This is a genomic window from Nocardia sp. NPDC019219 (assembly GCF_040632645.1).
GTDB classification, from domain to species: Bacteria; Actinomycetota; Actinomycetes; order Mycobacteriales; family Mycobacteriaceae; genus Nocardia; species Nocardia sputorum.
Window position 1 is genome coordinate 45,329 of the sequence record NZ_JBEYCG010000021.1, and the last position, 18,340, is coordinate 63,668.

The following is an 18,340-nucleotide window of genomic DNA, read 5'->3' on the forward strand; positions in this document are numbered from 1 at the left end:
GTCAGCCTTTCGTATACCGCGCGGTGCCGGTCACCACGCCGTCGAGCAAAGTGGTCGCGAGGATGTCGGCGATCTCGCCGGGAGAGCGGTCGCCGTGCGGGCGATACCAGAACGAGACCATGTTCACCATGCCGAGCATGCTGTTGGTCACCACGTGGTCGTCGGTGCGCAACAGCCCCTCGGCGTGACCGGCGTCGACGACGCGTTGCCAGCAGTGCTGCACCCGGTCGCGCAGCTCCTGCAACTGCGCGGCGCGCTCGCCGGTGAGCGCGCCGACGTCGCGCAGCTGGATGGCCACCTCGCGCTGATGACGGATGATCAGCCGGACGTGACTGTGAATCATCTTGCGCAGCTTGGTGACCGGATCGTCGGAGCCGTCGGCGATCGCTTCGGCCTCGGCCAGCATCGGCTGGATGTAGTCGCGCAGGATCTGCCAGAGCAGTTCCTCTTTCGAACCGATGTGGTAGTACAGGGCGCCGCGCTGCACATCGGCGCGCTCGCCGATCTCGGCCACGCCGGTGCCGTGGAAGCCCTGTTCGGCGAACAGGTCGATCGCCGCCCGCACGATGCGCGCCCTGGTGTCGCTCGCCGTCGACTCGGCGGCGGGCGGGCGGCCGCGCCTGCGGGACGGCGCGCTCATCGCGACGGGTCCAGGACGATTTTGCCCACCCCGTCGGCTCGCTCGGCGAACATCCGGTAGGCGTCGGGCCCTTCGGACATCGGCAGGTGATGGGTGACCACCGCCTCGGGCCGCAGCCTGCCGCCCGCGGTGAGTTTCAGCAGGGCCGGCAGCTCGTACTGGATCGAGCACAGCCCGATGTGGAATTCGAGGTCCTTGACCTGCGCCGCCATCAAATGGAACGGATAGGCGCGGTTGTGGCTCACGCCGATCACGCTGACCCGGCCGCCGTGCCCGACGGCGCTGATCGCCAGCTTGATGGTGGCGTCGGCCCCGACCGCCTCGATCGCGACATCCGCTCCGCCGTGCAGCATGTCGCGGATCGCCTGCTTGGGATCGTCCGCGTCGACCGGCTCCGCGCCCAGCTCGGCGGCGCGTTCGCGGCGTTCGGCGAGCAGGTCCACGCCGAGCACGCGTGCCGCTCCCATCGCGAAGGCGGACTGCACCGCCATGAGACCGACCGGGCCGAGTCCGATCACCACCACGGTGTCGCCCGGCGCGATCCGAGCGCGCCGGGCGCCGTACCACCCGGTGGGCGCGTTGTCGGTGAGCACGACGGCGGCGGTGTCGCTCACCTCGTCGGGCAACTTCGCCAGGTTGCCCGCGGCGTGCGGGACGGCGAGCAACTGGGCCTGGCATCCCGCCAGCGAGCCCCCGAGCCCATAGCAGGCGTCGACGGGCAGCGGATGGCGCGCGCACGCGGTGACGATCCCGGCGCGGCACTGCGCACAGCTGTCGCAGCCCGCTGAGGCGGCGACCAGCACGCGGTCACCGACGGCGAATCCGCGTGCCTGCGGGCCCAGCTCCACGATCTCGCCGACCGCTTCGTGCCCGACGCCGTAGCCGGCGCCCGGGACGAATCCGTGCCCGGCGTAGATGTGCAGATCGCTGCCGCAGATGCCGGCCGCGGTGACCCGGACGATCGCGCCGTCCGGTCCGGGCAGGGCCGGGTCCGGCCGATCCTGGTACGAGATCTGCCGCGGGCCTTCGTAAGTCAGCGCCTTCATCGCCAGCCTCCGTCGACCGCGAGGGTGGCGCCGGTGCAGAACGCCGAGGCGTCGGTGGCGAAGAACAGCGCCGCACCGACGATCTCCGCCGGCTTGCCGACCCGGCGCAGGGCGTTGTGTTCGGTGAGTGCCGCGCGCAACTCGTCGGGCCACGCGGTGGCGATGTCGGTGTCGAAGGGGCCGCACTGGATGGTGTTGACGCGGACGTTCGGCGCGAACGTCTGGGCCAGCCCGCCGGTCAGGGCGTTGAGTCCCGCCTTGGCCGCCGAGTACGGGACCGCGAAGGGCTCCGGCCTGCTCGCCTCGATCGAGGAGACGTTGATGATCGAGCCGCCGCCGTCGGCCGCCATGCGGCTGCCGATCAGGGCGGACAGCCGGAACGGTCCCTTGAGGTTCACTCCGATGACCTTGTCGAACAACGCCTCGGTGACCTGGTCCAAGCTCGGGTACAGCGGCGACAGGCCCGCGTTGTTGACCAGCACGTCCACCCGGCCGAACGCGTCGTAGACGGTCTCCACCAGAGCGTCGCACTGCGACCAGTCGCTGACGTTGCAGGCCACCGGCAAGGCGCGGCGGCCGAACCGCTCGGTCACCTCCTCGGCCAGGGCGGCGCAGCCGTCCAGTTTGCGGCTGGCGATCACCACGTCCGCGCCGGCCCCGGCGAACGCGAGCACCATCTGCTTGCCCAGCCCTCGGCTTCCCCCGGTGACGACGGCGACCTTGTCGGTGAGTGGCACCTGAACTCCTGCATGTCAAGAAATGTTCCGATCAGTACATTAAATCGGCCGCGGGTTAGGATCAAGGGGCTGTCCGGCCGACCGTCGACGGCGCGAAGGCCCGCCGGGTGAAAGACCAGCGCACACCGGCGTGGCGGACGGATTCGGGCACAGGCCCTGGACGACCCGGCGCGCGGCAACCCCACTACCCGCGGGTAACATGGCACTGTTTTCCCACTCGGCTTTCTCGGAAGTGAGGCAGTAGATGACAGAGCGGATTCAGGTCGGCGGGCTCCAGGTGGCACGCGTTCTCCACGAGTTCGTCGAGAACGAGGCGCTCCCCGGTTCCGGCGTGGACTCCGCCGCGTTCTGGGCCGGCGCCGAGCGGGTCATCAACGATCTCGCTCCGCGCAACCGCGCGCTGCTCGCCGAACGCGACGAGATCCAGGGCAAGGTCGACGCCTGGCACGCGGAGCACCCCGGCGCGAACTACGACAAGGCCGCCTACAAGAACTTCCTGACCGAGATCGGCTACCTGCGGCCCGAGCCCGCCGATTTCCAGATCACCACCCAGAACGTGGACGAGGAGATCGCCGCCACCGCGGGCCCGCAGCTGGTGGTGCCGGTGATGAACGCCCGCTTCGCGATCAACGCCGCCAACGCGCGCTGGGGCTCGCTGTACGACGCGCTCTACGGCACCGACGCCATCTCCGAGGCGGGCGGCGCGGAGAAGGGCACCGGCTACAACAAGGTGCGCGGCGACAAGGTCATCGAGTGGGCGCGCAACTTCCTCGACGACTCGGTCACCCTGATCACCGGTTCGCACATCGGCTCGACGTCCTACAAGATCGTCGACGGCGAGCTCGAGGTCGGCCTGGAGGACGGCACCAGCATCGGCCTGGCCGACGCCTCGCAACTGGTCGGCTACCTGGGTGACCCGGAGGCGCCGAGCTCGGTGCTGCTGAAGCACAACGGCCTGCACATCGAGATCCAGATCGACCCGCAGTCCCCGATCGGCAGCACCGACACCGCGGGCGTCAAGGACGTCGTGCTGGAGTCCGCGGTCACCACGATCATGGACTTCGAGGACTCGGTCGCTGCGGTCGACGCCGAGGACAAGGTGCTCTGCTACCACAACTGGCTCGGCCTGATGAAGGGCGACCTCGCGGAGAAGGTCAGCAAGGGCGAGAAGACCTTCACCCGCACCATGAACCCCGACCGCGTGTACACCGCGCTGGACGGCGGCGAACTGGTGCTGCACGGCCGTTCGCTGCTGTTCGTGCGCAACGTCGGCCACCTGATGACCTCCGACGCGATCCTCGACGCCGAGGGCAACGAGGTGCCTGAGGGCATCATGGACGGGCTGATCACCTCGCTGATCGCCAAGCACAGCCTGGCCGACGACGCGAAGCTGAAGAACAGCCGCACCGGCTCCGTCTACATCGTGAAGCCGAAGATGCACGGCCCCGACGAAGTCGCCTTCACCAACGAGCTGTTCGGCCGGATCGAGGACGTGCTCGGGCTGGAGCGCAACACGCTCAAGGTCGGCATCATGGACGAGGAGCGCCGGACCACGGTGAACCTCAAGGCCTGCATCCAGGCCGCCGCCGAGCGGGTGGTGTTCATCAACACCGGCTTCCTGGACCGCACCGGCGACGAGATCCACACCTCCATGGAGGCCGGGCCGATGGTCCGCAAGGCGGATATGAAGTCCCAGCAGTGGATCCTGTCCTACGAGGACTGGAACGTCGACACCGGCCTCGCGGCGGGCCTGCCCGGCAAGGCGCAGATCGGTAAGGGCATGTGGGCCATGCCGGACCTGATGGCCGACATGCTCGCCCAGAAGATCGGCCATCCGCGCGCGGGCGCCAACACCGCGTGGGTGCCCTCGCCGACCGCCGCCACCTTGCACGCGACGCACTACCACCTCGTCGACGTGTTCAAGCGGCAGCAGGAGATCGCCAAGGGCGGCCGTCGCGCCACCGTCGACGAGATCCTGGAGATCCCGCTGGCCGCCGCGCCGAACTGGACCGACGAGGAGAAGCGCCAGGAGCTGGACAACAACTCGCAGTCCATCCTCGGCTACGTGGTGCGCTGGATCGACCAGGGCGTCGGCTGCTCCAAGGTGCCGGACATCAAGGACGTCGCGCTGATGGAAGACCGGGCGACTCTGCGCATCTCCAGCCAGCTGATGGCCAACTGGCTGCGCCACGGCATCGTCACCGCCGACGAGGTGGTGGCCAGCCTGGAGCGGATGGCCCCGGTCGTGGACCGGCAGAACGCGGGCGACCCGAACTACCGGGCGATGGCGCCGGACTTCGCGGGCAGCATCGCGTTCCAGGCGGCCAAGGAGCTGATCCTCGAGGGCACCAAGCAGCCCAACGGGTACACCGAGCCGATCCTGCACCGCCGTCGCCGCGAGGCGAAGGCGCTGGCCTGCGTCTAGCCTGCGCGTGTCGCGAATCCCCCGGTCCCGTCGGCCGGGGGATTCGCGCTTTCTGGGCAACGCGAGTTTCGACTCCCGTTTATCGGTCCGTTACCCTGGGTGCCGCACGGAATCGGTCGATTTGTGAGGAAGATTCATGGGAAGCGTTGTGCTCGACATCGTGGCATTGCTCGCCAATCGCGCGGCGATGTTCTGGAATTGGATGGCCACCGGATCGGCGGGCTTCCCGCCGCTGTGAGCGTGCGGTGCACGAGCTGTTTCGAGTAGCGAATCCCCTGGTCAGTCCTACTGGCCGGGGGATTTTGCGGTTCGGCGCGGAATCGAGAAACGTTCCGAAATGTTTGTTTTCACACCGGCGGCCCGCGCTCCGGGGCGCGTACGCGCGCCTGGTGCGCCGGAATTCGGAGGACCTTGCCGGATTCGGCGTATGGGAACTTCGGGGCGCGGCTTGCGAAATTAGCCCGTACACCGGTTACGCGGACGTCCAGTCGCGGTTCGCAGTGCTATAGCGCGTCGTCGTGATCGCCAGGGAGCAGGGCGTTTTCGCTGTCGATCCCGAGCGCGAAGCTCCTGCGCCTCGTATCTTGAACACGTGAACTCCGCAGGGTCCTCGCGCACACGGTCTCGTGTTCCTCGTTGGTTCGTACTGTGGATGGGGCTGGTGACCGCGCTGGTCGCGATCTGCTGCGCGGCGCTGTTCTGGCAACTCGCCGCCGAGGGCTCGTTCCCGACCCTCGTCGTGCTCTGGGCCGTCCTCGGCGTGCTGGGCGGCATCGCCGTCCTGTTCGGACTGCTCGGCCTGCTGCGCTACCGCGCCTTCTTCCACAGTCTCGCCTCGCCCGTGCTCATCGGTGCCCTGGTGGCGCTGACGCTCTACGACGTCCCGCAGGACACCGGCTGGCGGCTCTCCCGAGGCATCCTCGAAGACCAGGCCGCCGAGTGCGCCCACCCCGGCCAGCGCCACCGGCTCGGCGTCTACACCATCACCTTCGTCACGCCCCGGGATGGCGGCTGCCTGTTCTATACGCAGAAGGGCGACTCGAATACCGAAGGCTTCGCCTTCTTCCGCGACCCGGCCACCCCACCCCACCTCGGCCCACCCGCCACCAACGGCATCGAATACTCCGCCTTCGACGGGCAGTGGTACCGCTTCGTCGACACGCACTGACCGCGGTCGCGAACGGCTTCGGTCACTGTGCCCTGGTACCGAGGACCTCGTCGAGTGCGGTCGCCGTCGCGGCCGCGGGTTATCCATTCCGTGCGGCGCGCATGATCGGTGCAGGCCTACCTATAGCCACCGACAGGTCCGGGTGAGGCTGATCACCACTCGAACGGCAGTGGTTGGCGGGGCTCGATCCAGAGGGCTTCGGCGAGGGCGCAGAGCGTTCCGTCGGGGCGGGCCAAGGCGACGCCGACCGTGTGTTTGCGGCCCTGCGCGGAGACCGGCCAGCCGTAGGAGAGGTAGGAGTCGCCGGCGCGGACCGGTTCGAACTGCGTGGCGGTGAGGGCGGCGGTGACTGCTCCGGGCCGCAGATCGCGTAGGGCCATCGCGGCCCAGCCGCCGGGGCAATCCAGGGCGGCCCAGACATTTTCGGTGGTGAGGAAGCCGTCGGGTCCGGCGAGGAGCGGATCCGGTGTCCATGCGGCGACGACCATGTCGTAGGCGGACATCGCCCAGGGCGACAAGCGCAACCCGCGACCGGGCGCGCACGCCGCGCCGCAGCCGTAGCAGTGGCTCATCTTGCGCAGCACGTCGGCGGTCGCACTCGCCGCTCGTGCCGCTGCCCACGTGGGCGCGGGCCGCGGCGTCACCGTGAGCGCCGACGCGGATGCTTCGGCGAGCACCGTGCCGTCGAGGTCGGTGAGCGACGCGCCGCCGGAGCCGTTGGCGGCGAGCACCACCGGCGTGTCCACGGAAACCGCGCGCCGGAAGTCGACGCGGACCTGCGCGGCACCACTGGCGGCGGCGAGCAGCCCCGCCACGTACCCGCCGAAGGCCACACCCGGATAACCACGCACGTGCCCCGGCACCGTGCACGAATCGGTCCGAATCATCTGTCGCTGAACCTCTCCCGGCCGACGCTGATGACCGGCTCAGCCGACCATACCCGCCGCCCCGTCGCCGGACCGTCGCCGGGCCGCCGGTCATCCGCCTGCCGCTGCCGTGGCCGATCGCCCCGGACAACGGCAGCGCCCCGTCTCGGTGGTCACCTCGGCGCGCACGCTTGCCGCGACCAGGCGCCGGTCGGGTGACCTCGCCCGGCGACGCGCAGGCGGCGACACAACGCTCGCCGCCCCGGCTCGGCGACCGCGAGCGCGGATTGCGGCCCATCGGGTACCTCGGCCGGTGATGACTTCACGCGCTGGTCCTCCACTGTGTGACGCCCTGCACCGCCGGATCGGTGGCCTCGTGGGCGACGTGGCGTACCCCGGGCATCGCACGCCCGCGAGGCAGCCGTGTGCCGCGAGCTCCGCGCAGGTCGAGGCGATGGCGGAATATCTCTTCCTGCGAACGCTGTTGCGCCGAGACGTGACGAAAGCAGGAATGAACGTACTGGTCGTGTACGCCCACCCGAAGCCGGACTCACTCACCGGCGCTTTGAAAGACGTGGCCGTGCGGCAGTTGCGGGCGGACGGGCACGAGGTGCGGATCACCGACCTCTACGCGATGGGTTGGAAGGCCGCTGCCGACACCGACGATTTCGGCCCGGTCGCCGAACCCAATTTCATGCTGGCCTCGGGCGTGGCCTACCGCGCCGGGACGCTGAGTCCCGACATCCGCGCCGAGCAGGAGAAATTGCTGTGGGCCGACGCCGTGGTCCTGCATTTCCCGCTCTGGTGGTTCGGCATGCCCGCGATCATGAAGGGCTGGGTGGACCGGGTTCTCACCTGCGATTTCGCCTACGGAGCCGGGGGCAAGGCGCTGCCCAGGTACGGGGCGGGCGTCCTGGCCGGGCGGCGGGCGATGCTCGTGGTCTCCGTCGGGGGCAAGCAGCCGTCGTATTCCGATCGCGGGATCAACGGCCCCGTCGACGACCTGCTGTTCCCGATACACCACGGCATCCTGTACTACACCGGCATGGACGTGCTGCCGCCGTTCGTGGTGCACGACACGATCCGGCTCGGCGCCGAGCGCTTCGACGACGTCGCACACGAGTTGCGGCGGCGGATGTCCGAACTGCCGGAACTGGAGCCCATTCGATACCGGCCGCAGGGCGGCGGCGACTACGACCGCAGCCTGCGTCTGGTGCCGGGTCGCGAGGAGCGGGGAGCGAGCGGATTCGCGCTGCATGTGGCGTCGTGACCGAGTGGTCACGGCAAGGGCGCGGCTCCGCGCTGGGTGAGCAGCATGCCCATCACCCCAGCTTCCTGACTCTGCCCGTGGATCATGGCACGGGCGATCTCCTTGACCGGTCCGGAGCGCAGCAGGCCGTCGGCCGCCTCGGCCATCGCGATTCCGCCCTGGTGGTGGCGGAACATCAACTGCAGGAACAGGATTTCCGCAGGCCGGCCGCGCGCCGCCGCCAGATCGTCCAGCTCCGCCGTGCTCGCCATCCCTGGCATCGGGGGCGGGGCCTGCGCGACCGCTGTCGCATGGCGATGCGACGCGTCCCGTCTGTGCATCCACGCCATCGGGTGTGCGGCACCGGGCGGCGCGTCCGCCAGGCGCAGCCAGCCGAGCATGGTGCCGATCTCCAGCCGCTGGGTCCGGTCGAGTTGCTCGGCCAGCCGGGCGATCGCCGGATCGATCGAGCGATCGAGTCGCTGCACCATGAACAGTGCTTGCTGGTGATGGGTGGTCATGTCCTGGGCGAAAGCGATTTCCACCTCGGTGAGAACGGGATCGGGGGAACGGCTTTCGGGAAAAACCAGCGGCCGCAGCGCGGCGCCGAGCACGAGCAGCGCGAAGGCCGCCGACGCCAGGGCTGCGACGCGCATCCAGTGCGGCATCGCTACGACCCGACGATCGATCGCTGGTCCGCCGGCGGCGAGTACACCTCGTCGTCCAATCGCAGCACCATGAATCCGTTGTCCGAGCACGCGACGTAGAGTTGCGACCCGCGCCATTCCGGCGGCGAGAGACACCAATCGGTGGACACGTCGCCGAAGGCGAGCCTGCCGGTGCGCGGGGTGGTGGCATCCAACGGGTCGAACTGCCCCTCCAGCACGGCGCGCACCGCGGAGGGCGCGCTCATCAGCGGAACACCGATGAGGGAGGCGAGCGCGTGCGGCGAGTTCCACAGGCTCAGGTTCTGACCGGTGCGGGCGGGCGGGTTGTAGTAGGCGATCTCGCGGATGGCGTAGGGATCGCGGATGTCGAACACCCGGATGCCGGAGGAGATCCACCCGCAGGCCAGGGCGGTCGGGTTCACCCGGCGGTCGGCGGCGCAGTAGTGCGATTCGTAGGCGAAGGCGGAACCGCCCATGGAGGAGCCGATATTGCTGTCGATGTGCTGAGGCAGGTTGATCTCGAGCTTGATCTTGTTGGCGACCTTGGGCGCCGTCTCGTCGGAGATGTCGATGAGTTTGACGCCGCCGGAGCCGCCCTCGTCGACGGTGTAGAGGTAGGGCTTGCCGTCGTAACTGACCGGGACACTGTGCTGGGTGGCCCAGCCGTCCGTCCAGAACACCCGGCCGAGGTGGTGCACCTGCGGGTTCGGGTCGCGGCGCTGCACCGCGCTGATGTCGAGGACGGTGAATCCGCCGAGTGCGGAGAGGTACATCCGGTTGCCGTCGGGGCTGATCCCGAAGCCGTGCGCCTCGATGCCGGTCAGTCCCTGCCAGATCACGTGCGGGTTCGCCGGATCGGTCAAATCGACGGCGCTCACGAAACCGGGTGCGATCCCCGAGGCCCAATATGTGTTGCCGTCCGGGGAGAAGCCGCCCTCGTGGGTGGTGATCGGCAGCGGCATCAGCAGATTCGACCCCGGGCCGGGATTGAGCAGTCGCGGATGCGCGCAATCGGAGACGTCGTAGACCGACAGGTAGCCCACGCCTTCACCGACCGGAACGCCGGTGCCGACCAGCAGCTTGCGCTCGGTGTTGACCTTCAGGCTCTCCCAGGTGCCCGCGAGCATGGCGGGCTCGGTCAAGGTCACCGTGGGGCGCGGATGCGCCGGATCGGACACGTCGAGCACTTGGACGCCGCGCCCCTCGCCGAGCAGGTCGCCGGGGAAGAACGACCCGAGGTAGGCGCAGTGCTCGAAGCTGGTGGAGGTGATGCCCGCCCCGCGCCCCGCGTAGCCGCCGACGAAGGAGATGTTGCACCGGTAGCCCAGGGTGCTGCGCCCGCTGTCGCGGTCGGCGGCGGTGACATCGCCTTGCAGGCCGTTCTCGGGTGCGGCGCCGGGCCCGCAGTCGGCGCGCGGGACCGAGGTGCGCCCGACGTCGAGGAACTCCCGCACGGCGCTCGGCAGATCCGATTGCTGATCGGCCGACGCGCTCGCGGGCAGCAGCATGGCCGTGACCACGCCGATGGTGAGCAGAGCCAGCGGTTTGGTGCGGCACAGTCCGGCCAGTGGGCGCATCGTCGCGACCCCCAACTTCGTCGTCGAGCGTGGCTGTCCAGGGTGACTGGGACAGTCACTGCATGGTAGTGATTTCCCGGCGTCGCGAGGGGGAGTTTCGTCGAATCGCAGCCGGATTCGCGAAGTTTTCCAGCCGAAGGCGTCAGCGTGGATGGGTCGGTTCGGTGCGTCGAGCCGCGTCCCCACCGGTATGTGAGGCCAGCAGATCGTCGCAGACGCCGAGGAACGTTCGTCGCAGTTCGGCGGCGCGCTGGGCGAGCGCGGACTGGGCGCGAACGTATTCCGCGCGTCCGGCGGGCGTCTCGATGCGCACCGGCTCGTAGCCCAGCGCGGACAGATCGTAGGGGCTGGCGCGCATGTCGAGTTCGCGGGCGGCGCAAGCCAGCTCGAAACAATCCAGCAGCAACTGCGAGGAGATCAACGGCACGAGCTTGAAGCCCCACTTGTACAAATCCATGTTCGCGTGCAGGCAGCCCGGCTGCTCGCGGTGCAGTTGATCGGCGCGGGTGAGTGGTTCGGCATTGCGTCCGACGGCATCCGGGGTGAAGAAGCGGTAGGCGTCGAAATGCGTGCAGCGCAGCGACATCGAGTCGACCACGGCGTCCGTGCCCGCTCGCCCGAGCCGCAGCGGCACCTTCTGGTGGCGGACGTCGTCGGTGCGATACACCATTGCCCATTCGTGCAGGCCGAAGCAGGAGAGCTGGGCCGGCCGGGCAGCGGTGGCACGCAACAGGTCCGCGACGAAAACGAGGGTATCGCGGCGTTTTTCCAGGTAGGCGGGATCGGCGGTGTAGACGTCCGCCGCCCGTTGTCCGGTATTCGACTGGTCGGCGCGGACGCGGTGATACCCACGGGCGCCCTGGTACTCGGCGGCGTCCGCCAGCGCGAGGCCGTACCCCGGATGCCAGCGCCGCAACTGGGCGGGTTTGTGCCCGTAATAGGTGAACAAGAAGTCGATCACCGGGTGCGACGAACCCTGCGCCCGCCGTTCGAGATAGGGCCCGACCAGTCCGTCCAGCCGGGCCCGGTGCGTGGCGGCGGCTGCCCGCCACTGCGCGCCGGACAACACCCGCATGCTCACCGCGCTCCGGGCGGTTCGGTGTTACGCGCGGCCCAGGTCGTCATTCGCCCACCCGGTGCGTTCCGTCTCGGACGGTGCCGACGAATTCCTCCACCAGGTCCTCCAGCGCGACGATGCCGGTGGTGTTGCCCCGGTCGTCGACCACGCGCCCGAGGTGGCTGTTCGTGCGCCGCAGCCGCGCCAGCGCCTCGTAGAGCGTGGTGTTCATGCCGACCGTCGGCAGCGGGCGGATATCGGTGCGCGGGATCGGCGTGCCGGGGCCGGCGCTCTCGTCGGCGACCTTGTCGAGCACGTCCTTGACGTGCAGGTAGCCGACCAGCGAGCCGTCGTTGGCCCGCACCGGGAACCGGGAGAAGCCGGTCTCGGCGACAGCCGACTCGATGTCGCCGAGCGTGGTCCCGTTGCCGCGCAGCGGGATCGATCGGGTGGCGTCCCGTGGCACCATCACGTCGGCGACCACCCGGTCGCTGGTGCCGAGCGCCTGCGTCAGGCGGCGGTGTTCTTCCTCGTCGAGCAGCCCCTCCGAGCGGGACTCGCCGATCATCTCGGCCAGCTCGACCGTCGAGACGGTGGCCTCGAGCTCGTCCTTCGGCTCGATCCGCAGCAGGCGCAGCGACAGGTTGGCGGCCAGGTTGTAGAGCGCGATCAGCGGACGGGCCAGCCGCAGCCACATCAGGTGTGCCGGCACCAGCAGCAGCGCGCTGCGCTCCGGCCCGGCCAGCGCGATGTTCTTCGGGATCATCTCGCCGAACAGGATGTGCAGGATCACCACGATGGTCAGCGCGAGGGCGAACGCCACCGGGTGCAGCAGCTGTTCGGGCAGGCCGAGCAGCTCGAACGGGCCTTCCAGCAGGTGCGCGACGGCGGGCTCGCCGACCCGGCCGAGCAGGATCGAGCAGATGGTGATGCCCAGCTGCGCGGCCGCGAGCATCATCGAGAGGTTCTCGCCCGCCCGGATGACGGTGTTCGCATTGCGCTTGCCTTGCGCGGCGAGCGCTTCCAGCCGGTCGCGGCGGGCGGAGATGAGCGCGAACTCGGCGGCGACGAAGAAGGCGTTGCCGCCCAGCAGCACGACCGTGAGCAGGACGCCGAACAGGTCACCCATGGCTGTGCTCCTTGGTCGCGAGGGCGTCGGCGTCGACCGGGATCAGCCGGACCCGATCGATGCGCCGTCCGTCCATGCGCTCCACGCGCGCGATCCAGCCGCCCGTGCCATGGCTCTCGGGCGCCGTCCACTGCTGTGAGCGGGGATTCGGCAGCACGACTTCGTCGCCCGTCACCGGGATGCGCCCGAGCCTGGTCAGCACGAGGCCGCCCAGTGTCTCGTACTCGCCCTCGGGCGCGTCGTATCCGGTCGCCCGGGAGACCTCGTCGATGCGCAGTAGCCCCGAGCAGTCCCAGCCGTCGGAGACGCGCCGTACGTCGCGCTCCTCCTCGTCGTGCTCGTCGCGGACGTCACCGAGGATCTCCTCGATGATGTCCTCCATGGTGACCAAGCCCGCGGTACCGCCGTACTCGTCCACGACCAAGGCGACCTGCATGCCGTCGGCGCGGACGCGTTCGAGCAGCTCGTCGCCGTCCAGGCTGGCGGGCACGATCGGGACCGGCTGGGCGAGCCGGTGCAGCGGGAGGGTCCGGCGCGCGTGCACTGGGCGGGTGAACGCCTGCTTGACGTGCACGAAGCCGAGGGTGTTGTCGAGGTCGCCGTCGATCACCGGGAAGCGGGAGTAGCCGGTGCGGCCCGCCGCGTCGATCAGATCGGCGATGGTGTCGTCCTTGTCGAGCGATTCGATCTTCACCCGCGGCGTCATCAGTTCCTCGGCGCTGCGCTCGCCGAATTGCAGCGAACGGTCCATCACCTGGGCGGTGGGCTGGTCCAGCGCGCCGCGCAAGGCGGACGTGCGCACCAGGGAGCCGAGCTCCTGCGGTGAGCGGGCCGAGCGCAACTCCTCGGCGGGCTCGACGCCGAGCCTGCGGACCACCCAGTTGGCGGTGCCGTTGAGGAAGTGGATCATCCACTTGAAGACCACCGAGAACGCGATCATCGGTCCGGCCGTGACGCGGGCGGTGGCCAGCGGTTTGGCGATGGCGATGTTCTTGGGCACCAGCTCGCCGTAGATCATCGACAGCGAGGTGGCCAGGATCAGCGCCAGGGTCAGGGCGACGCCGCTCGCGGCGGCGTCGCTCAGCCCGAGTCCGGTGAACACCGGATCCAGCAGCCGGGCCAGCACCGGCTCGGCGATGTAACCGGTGATCAGCGTGGTGATGGTGATGCCGAGCTGAGCGCCGGACAACTGGAACGACAGGGTGCGGTGCGCCCTGCGGACCATGCGAGCGCGGACGTCACCGGAGCGGGCGTGCGCCTCCACGGTGCTGCGCTCGAGGGCGGTGAGGGAGAATTCCGCGGCGACGAACAGGGCCGTGCCGACGGTGAGTGCGATGAACCCGATCAGGCTGAGCGCGGTGAGCGCGACGGACATGGTCAGCACCACCTGGACGGTGCTGCGGAACGGCCTGTGCGGAGTGGGACTGCTGCGGGGAGGAGGACGCCGGGTCGGTCACCCGGCTCGGTAGAGGAGCCCTCCTGAGTGGCGCCCTCGGACGCGGGTGACAACTGGATCCTTTCGCAAATGAGTCGTGGTGCCGATATCCGGCAACCACCATGCTACCGGCCCACGCGCCGAGCGGCGTGGGCCGGTGCCGGTTCGGGGCGCGTGTCGGCGCTCACCAACCGCTGGGCAGCGGGCGACCTTCGGCGAACCCGGCCGCGGACTGCACGCCGAGCACGGCCTTCTCGTGGAACTCGGTGAGCGTCCGCGCTCCCGCGTAGGTGCACGCGCTGCGCACGCCGGAGCAGATGTGGTCGAGGAGGTCCTCGACGCCGGGGCGCTCCGGGTCCAGCCGCATCCGGGAGCTGGAGATGCCCTCTTCGAACAGCGCCTTGCGCGCGCGGTCGAATTCGCTGTCGGAGGCGGTGCGGGCGGCGACGGCCCGCTTGGACGCCATGCCGAAGCTCTCCTTGTAGGCGTTGCCGTCGCGGTCGACGCGCAGGTCGCCGGGGGACTCGTAGGTGCCGGCGAACCAGGAGCCGATCATCACGTTGGACGCGCCGGCGGCGAGCGCGAGCGCCACGTCGCGGGGATGGCGCACGCCGCCGTCGGCCCAGACGTGCACGCCGATTTCCCTGGCGGCGGCAGCGCATTCGGCCACCGCGGAGAACTGCGGCCGGCCGACGCCGGTCATCATGCGGGTGGTGCACATCGCGCCGGGCCCGACACCGACCTTGACGATGTCCGCGCCCGCCTCGGCGAGTTCCCTCGTGCCTTCGGCGGAGACGACGTTGCCCGCGACCAGCGGGACACCGAGCCCGAGATCGCGCACCGCGGTGAGGGTTTCGAGCATCTTGGTCTGGTGACCGTGGGCGGTGTCGATGACCAGCAGGTCGGCGCCCGAATCCACGAGGGACTTGGCCTTGGCGGCCACGTCGCCGTTGATGCCCACCGCGGCGGCGACGCGCAGTTTGCCCGCGGCGTCCACGGCGGGCTGATAGATGCCGGCGCGCACCGCGCCGGTGCGGGTCAGCACCCCCGCCAGCGTGCCGTCTTCGGCGGTGAGCACGGCGAAGTCGGCGTGCTCGGCGTGCAGCAGGTCGAACAGGTCGCGCGGCGTGGTGGTGGCGGGGGCCCGGACGAAATCGGTGGCCGCGACCTCACGGAGCCGGGCGAAGCGGTCGACGTCGGCGCAGGCGGCCTCGGTCACCACACCGACCGGGCGGCCGTCGTCGACTACCACGACCGCGCCGTGCGCGCGCTTGTGCATCAGGGCCACGGCCTCGGAGACCGAGCGGTCGGGGTCGAGGGTGACCGGCGTGTCGGCGGTGAGCGAACGACTCTTCACGAAGGCGATGGTGTCGGCGGCCGCGGTGATCGGCAGGTCCTGCGGGAGGACGACGAGACCGCCGCGACGGGCCACGGTCTCGGCCATTCTGCGCCCGGCGACGGCGGTCATGTTCGCGACGACGATCGGGATGGTGGTGCCTGACCCGTCGGCCGTCGAGAGATCGACGTCGAAGCGCGACGCGACGTCCGTCCGATTCGGGACGAGGAAGATGTCGTCGTAGGTCAGGTCGTACGGCGGCTGATGACCGGGGAGAAAGCGCACTCGACCGATGATATCCGGGCGCCGACCGGTGCGCGCCGTTCTCTCGGAGGTGCTGCCGCATTTCCCCCGCTACCTCGTGCGAACGCCGCCCGCGCGGCTTCGGGCGCCGAGCACGGCTGCGTCGTAGCGATGGCCGGCCGCGCGGGACGCTCGCACCGTGACCGCGTAACCGCGGCCGGGCGATGCCGACGTCCGTCGGGCCCGACGAATCGCCGATGCCGGTCCTGCCGGTGTCCCCCGCGCCGGCTGGTCCGGTCGTGGTTTCAGGCGACGGCTTCGGAGCGGGAGAGCACGATCGTGGTGGCGACCATGACGACCACCGCACCCGCGGTGACCACCAGCCCGGCGGTGTCCGCGCGCAACCGCTCGTCGAGCACGGCGATGCCGATGAACGCGGCGGCCAGTGGCTCGGCGACCGTGACGGCGGGCAGCGAAGCGGTCAGCGGGCCCACTTGATAGGCGCGTTGTTGCAGGTAGACGCCGGTGACGCCGGCCGCGACCAGCGCCCAGGTCTGCCAGCCGCCCAGCACGTCTGCCACACCGTGTTCGAACAACCCCGTGACGTAGTCGGTGAGTGCGGCGGCCAGCCCGTACAGCGAGCCGCTCGCGGCGCCCAGCAACAGCGCGCGCCATGCGGGCTCGCGTGCGGCGATTCCCGCGGCCGTGGCGGCGGCGATCAGGCCGACCAGCAGGCCGAGCGGCAGCAGCCAATCGCGCAGCGGTGCACCGGCATCACCTTCGGTCGGATCGCCGACGAGCACGAAACAGGCCAGCGCGGCGGTCAACGCGAGCGCAGTCGCCCACGTGCTCGGCGCCACGCGGCGATCGTTGAGGCGGGCGGACAGCGGCAGGGCGAACACCAGCGCGCTCACCAGGATCGGCTGCACCAGCAGCACCGCGCCCAGCGCGAGCGCGGCCACCTGCATGGCGTAACCGCCCGCGTCTCCGACGACGCCCGCCCACCAGCGGGGTGTGCGCAGCAGCGAGCGGATCAGCGACTCGCTCTCCGGCACCGCGGCCGCCGCGCTCTGCTGCGCGACCGCGGCGACCGCGAACAGCAGCGCGGCGAGCAAGGCGCAGAGGACGGCGGCTGCCCAGTGGGTCGACACCCGATTAGTTTGCTGCCCGATTGCCTCGAGTGGGGGACTGCTGGGCTCGCACGGCGCGTCGCCGCGGCCGGCTCGCCGTGTCGCCGGATGCGGACGCGGCGGCGCGGCCGGAGAACCCGCCCGCCGTGCCCCCGGTGCGAGCGGGCGTGCCCTTGCCCGAACCCGCGCCGCGGCCGACGGTGTTGTTCGCGACGGGTTTCGCCTCGCCGCGGCGGCGCGCGGGCGCGGCGACCGATTCGCTGCCGCGGCCGGCCCCGGCGGCCGACCGGCTCCTGGATTGCTTGGCCGCGCCCCGGCCACCGGCCGCCGCGGGCGTATCGCGCCTGCCGGTCTTGCGTCGTGCGGGTTTCGCGGGGGCAGCGGCAGGCGCGGCCACCGGTGCGGCAGCGGCGACGGGAACGCCGGACGGGCGGCGCGCGCCGGTGATCTCGATCAGCGTGCGGTCACCGGGACGGACCGCGACCCCGTCGACCTCGACACCCGCCTTGCGGGCCATGGCCTCGACGTCGCGGCGCTCTTCGTCCATCACCAGCGTGACGACCACGCCGTCCTCGCCCGCGCGGGCGGTGCGCCCGGCCCGGTGCAGATAGGCCTTCGGCTCCGGCGGCGGATCGACGTGCACGACGAGGGAGATCCCGTCGACGTGGATGCCACGCGCCGCGACGTCGGTGGTGACCAGCACCGGCACCGAGCCGTCGGCGAACGCCGCGAGGGTGCGCGTGCGGTTGTTCTGCGCCTTGCCGCCGTGCAACGCGCCCGCGGGGACGCCCGCCCCGCGCAACTGCTTGGCGAGCCGGTCGGCGCCGTGCTTGGTGCGGACGAACATGATGGTCAGTCCCTCGCGGGCGGCGATCTCGGTGGCGACCGCCCGTTTGGCCACTTTGTCACCGACGTACAGCAGGTGATGCGACATCGTGGTGACCGACGCCGACGGCGGTGCGGTGGAATGCGTGACGGGGGCGCGCAGGTAGCGCTTGACCAGCTTGTCGACCTCGCCGTCGAGCGTGGCCGAGAACAGCAGGCGCTGTCCGTCACGGGGGGTGCGGTCCAGCAGCTTGGTCACCTGCGGCAGAAACCCCATGTCGGCCATGTGGTCGGCCTCGTCCAGGGCGGTGATCAGCACGTCGGACAGATCGGCGGACCCCTGTGCGAGCAGGTCGGCGAGCCGTCCCGGCGTGGCGATGAGCAGGTCGACGCCGCGGGCGAGCCGGTCGGCCTGGCGCTTGATCGGCGCGCCGCCGACCACCGAGGCGACCCGCAAGCCGAGCGCGAGCGCCGGTTCGTCGAGCGCCCGCTCGATCTGCGCGGCGAGTTCGCGGGTCGGCACCAGGACGAGCCCGCGCGGGCGGCCCGGCTTGGCCGAGGTGCCCGTCAGCCGGGTGAGCATCGGGAGGCCGAAGGCGAGCGTCTTCCCGGAACCGGTGGGTCCGCGGCCGAGCACGTCCTTACCGGCCAGGACATCCGGCGCCGTGGCGGCCTGGATCGGGAACGGCGTCTCGATGCCGTCGCGTCGCAGTGCCTGTACGAGCACGGCGGGCAGGCCCAGATCCGCGAAGGTCGCGGTGGGCGCCGCGGCGACGGGGGTCGAGGGGGTCACGAGGAAGATGTGCCTT

15 protein-coding genes are annotated in these 18,340 nt (G+C 70.4%); 3 read left to right on the forward strand and 12 right to left on the reverse strand.

Translation table 11 applies throughout. From position 1 onward, the window contains the following. Position 1: 1 nt before the first annotated feature. Genes ABZ552_RS30255 through ABZ552_RS30265 form a run of 3 tightly spaced genes read right to left on the reverse strand, consistent with a single transcriptional unit; the run spans position 2 to position 2,423 of the window. Positions 2–640 (reverse strand): TetR/AcrR family transcriptional regulator, encoded by a 639-nt coding sequence (locus ABZ552_RS30255; protein ID WP_357441377.1) that lies wholly within the window; start codon positions 638–640, stop codon positions 2–4. Next, complete coding sequence (locus tag ABZ552_RS30260) at positions 637–1,686, reverse strand: alcohol dehydrogenase catalytic domain-containing protein (RefSeq protein ID WP_357441379.1); 1,050 nt, start codon at positions 1,684–1,686, stop codon at positions 637–639. The genes ABZ552_RS30255 and ABZ552_RS30260 overlap by 4 nt, the downstream gene beginning before the upstream one ends. Continuing rightward, complete coding sequence (locus ABZ552_RS30265) at positions 1,683–2,423, reverse strand: SDR family oxidoreductase (protein ID WP_357441381.1); 741 nt, start codon at positions 2,421–2,423, stop codon at positions 1,683–1,685. The genes ABZ552_RS30260 and ABZ552_RS30265 overlap by 4 nt, the downstream gene beginning before the upstream one ends. A gap of 244 nt (positions 2,424–2,667) precedes the next feature. Here ABZ552_RS30265 and ABZ552_RS30270 point away from each other — a divergent pair, with 244 nt between their 5' ends. Beyond that, entirely contained in the window at positions 2,668–4,848 is a 2,181-nt protein-coding gene (locus tag ABZ552_RS30270; protein ID WP_357441383.1) for a malate synthase G, read from the forward strand. A 661-nt stretch (positions 4,849–5,509) separates the two neighbouring features. After that, positions 5,510–6,016 (forward strand): hypothetical protein, encoded by a 507-nt coding sequence (locus ABZ552_RS30275; RefSeq protein WP_357441384.1) that lies wholly within the window; start codon positions 5,510–5,512, stop codon positions 6,014–6,016. A gap of 152 nt (positions 6,017–6,168) precedes the next feature. On the opposite strand, the gene ABZ552_RS30280 is transcribed toward ABZ552_RS30275, so the two are convergent. Next, a complete protein-coding gene (locus tag ABZ552_RS30280) occupies positions 6,169–6,903 on the reverse strand; it encodes a hypothetical protein (RefSeq protein WP_357441386.1) in 735 nt (244 codons plus the stop codon). A gap of 433 nt (positions 6,904–7,336) precedes the next feature. Between ABZ552_RS30280 and ABZ552_RS30285 the strand changes: the two genes are divergently transcribed. Then, a complete protein-coding gene (locus ABZ552_RS30285) occupies positions 7,337–8,152 on the forward strand; it encodes an NAD(P)H-dependent oxidoreductase (RefSeq protein ID WP_350356331.1) in 816 nt (271 codons plus the stop codon). A gap of 8 nt (positions 8,153–8,160) precedes the next feature. On the opposite strand, the gene ABZ552_RS30290 is transcribed toward ABZ552_RS30285, so the two are convergent. The 8 genes from ABZ552_RS30290 to ABZ552_RS30325 all read right to left on the reverse strand — a co-directional run bounded on the left by ABZ552_RS30290 (position 8,161) and on the right by ABZ552_RS30325 (position 18,324). Further along, on the reverse strand, positions 8,161–8,787 hold the full coding sequence (locus tag ABZ552_RS30290; RefSeq protein ID WP_357441388.1) for a DUF305 domain-containing protein: 627 nt from the start codon (positions 8,785–8,787) through the stop codon (positions 8,161–8,163). A 14-nt stretch (positions 8,788–8,801) separates the two neighbouring features. Further along, on the reverse strand, positions 8,802–10,376 hold the full coding sequence (locus ABZ552_RS30295) for a hypothetical protein (RefSeq protein WP_357441390.1): 1,575 nt from the start codon (positions 10,374–10,376) through the stop codon (positions 8,802–8,804). A 142-nt stretch (positions 10,377–10,518) separates the two neighbouring features. After that, the gene (locus tag ABZ552_RS30300) at positions 10,519–11,451 is read right to left on the reverse strand and encodes a 3-methyladenine DNA glycosylase (RefSeq protein ID WP_281919383.1); all 933 of its coding nucleotides are present in this window, start codon (positions 11,449–11,451) and stop codon (positions 10,519–10,521) included. 46 nt (positions 11,452–11,497) lie between these two features. Next, positions 11,498–12,562 carry a hemolysin family protein gene (locus ABZ552_RS30305; protein ID WP_281918767.1) on the reverse strand — a complete coding sequence of 355 codons (1,065 nt, stop codon included), beginning with the start codon at positions 12,560–12,562 and terminating at the stop codon, positions 11,498–11,500. Next, positions 12,555–13,937 carry a hemolysin family protein gene (locus tag ABZ552_RS30310; RefSeq protein ID WP_281881010.1) on the reverse strand — a complete coding sequence of 461 codons (1,383 nt, stop codon included), beginning with the start codon at positions 13,935–13,937 and terminating at the stop codon, positions 12,555–12,557. The genes ABZ552_RS30305 and ABZ552_RS30310 overlap by 8 nt, the downstream gene beginning before the upstream one ends. A 244-nt stretch (positions 13,938–14,181) precedes the next feature. Further along, positions 14,182–15,618, reverse strand: a complete 1,437-nt coding sequence (locus ABZ552_RS30315) for a GuaB1 family IMP dehydrogenase-related protein (RefSeq protein ID WP_281873554.1) — start codon at positions 15,616–15,618, stop codon at positions 14,182–14,184. Positions 15,619–15,881: 263 nt separating this feature from the next. After that, positions 15,882–16,727: a DMT family transporter gene (locus ABZ552_RS30320; protein ID WP_357441393.1), complete on the reverse strand. Its 846-nt coding sequence runs from the start codon at positions 16,725–16,727 to the stop codon at positions 15,882–15,884. Between the two features lie 4 nt (positions 16,728–16,731). Next, a complete protein-coding gene (locus tag ABZ552_RS30325; RefSeq protein ID WP_357441395.1) occupies positions 16,732–18,324 on the reverse strand; it encodes a DEAD/DEAH box helicase in 1,593 nt (530 codons plus the stop codon). Positions 18,325–18,340: the final 16 nt, after the last annotated feature.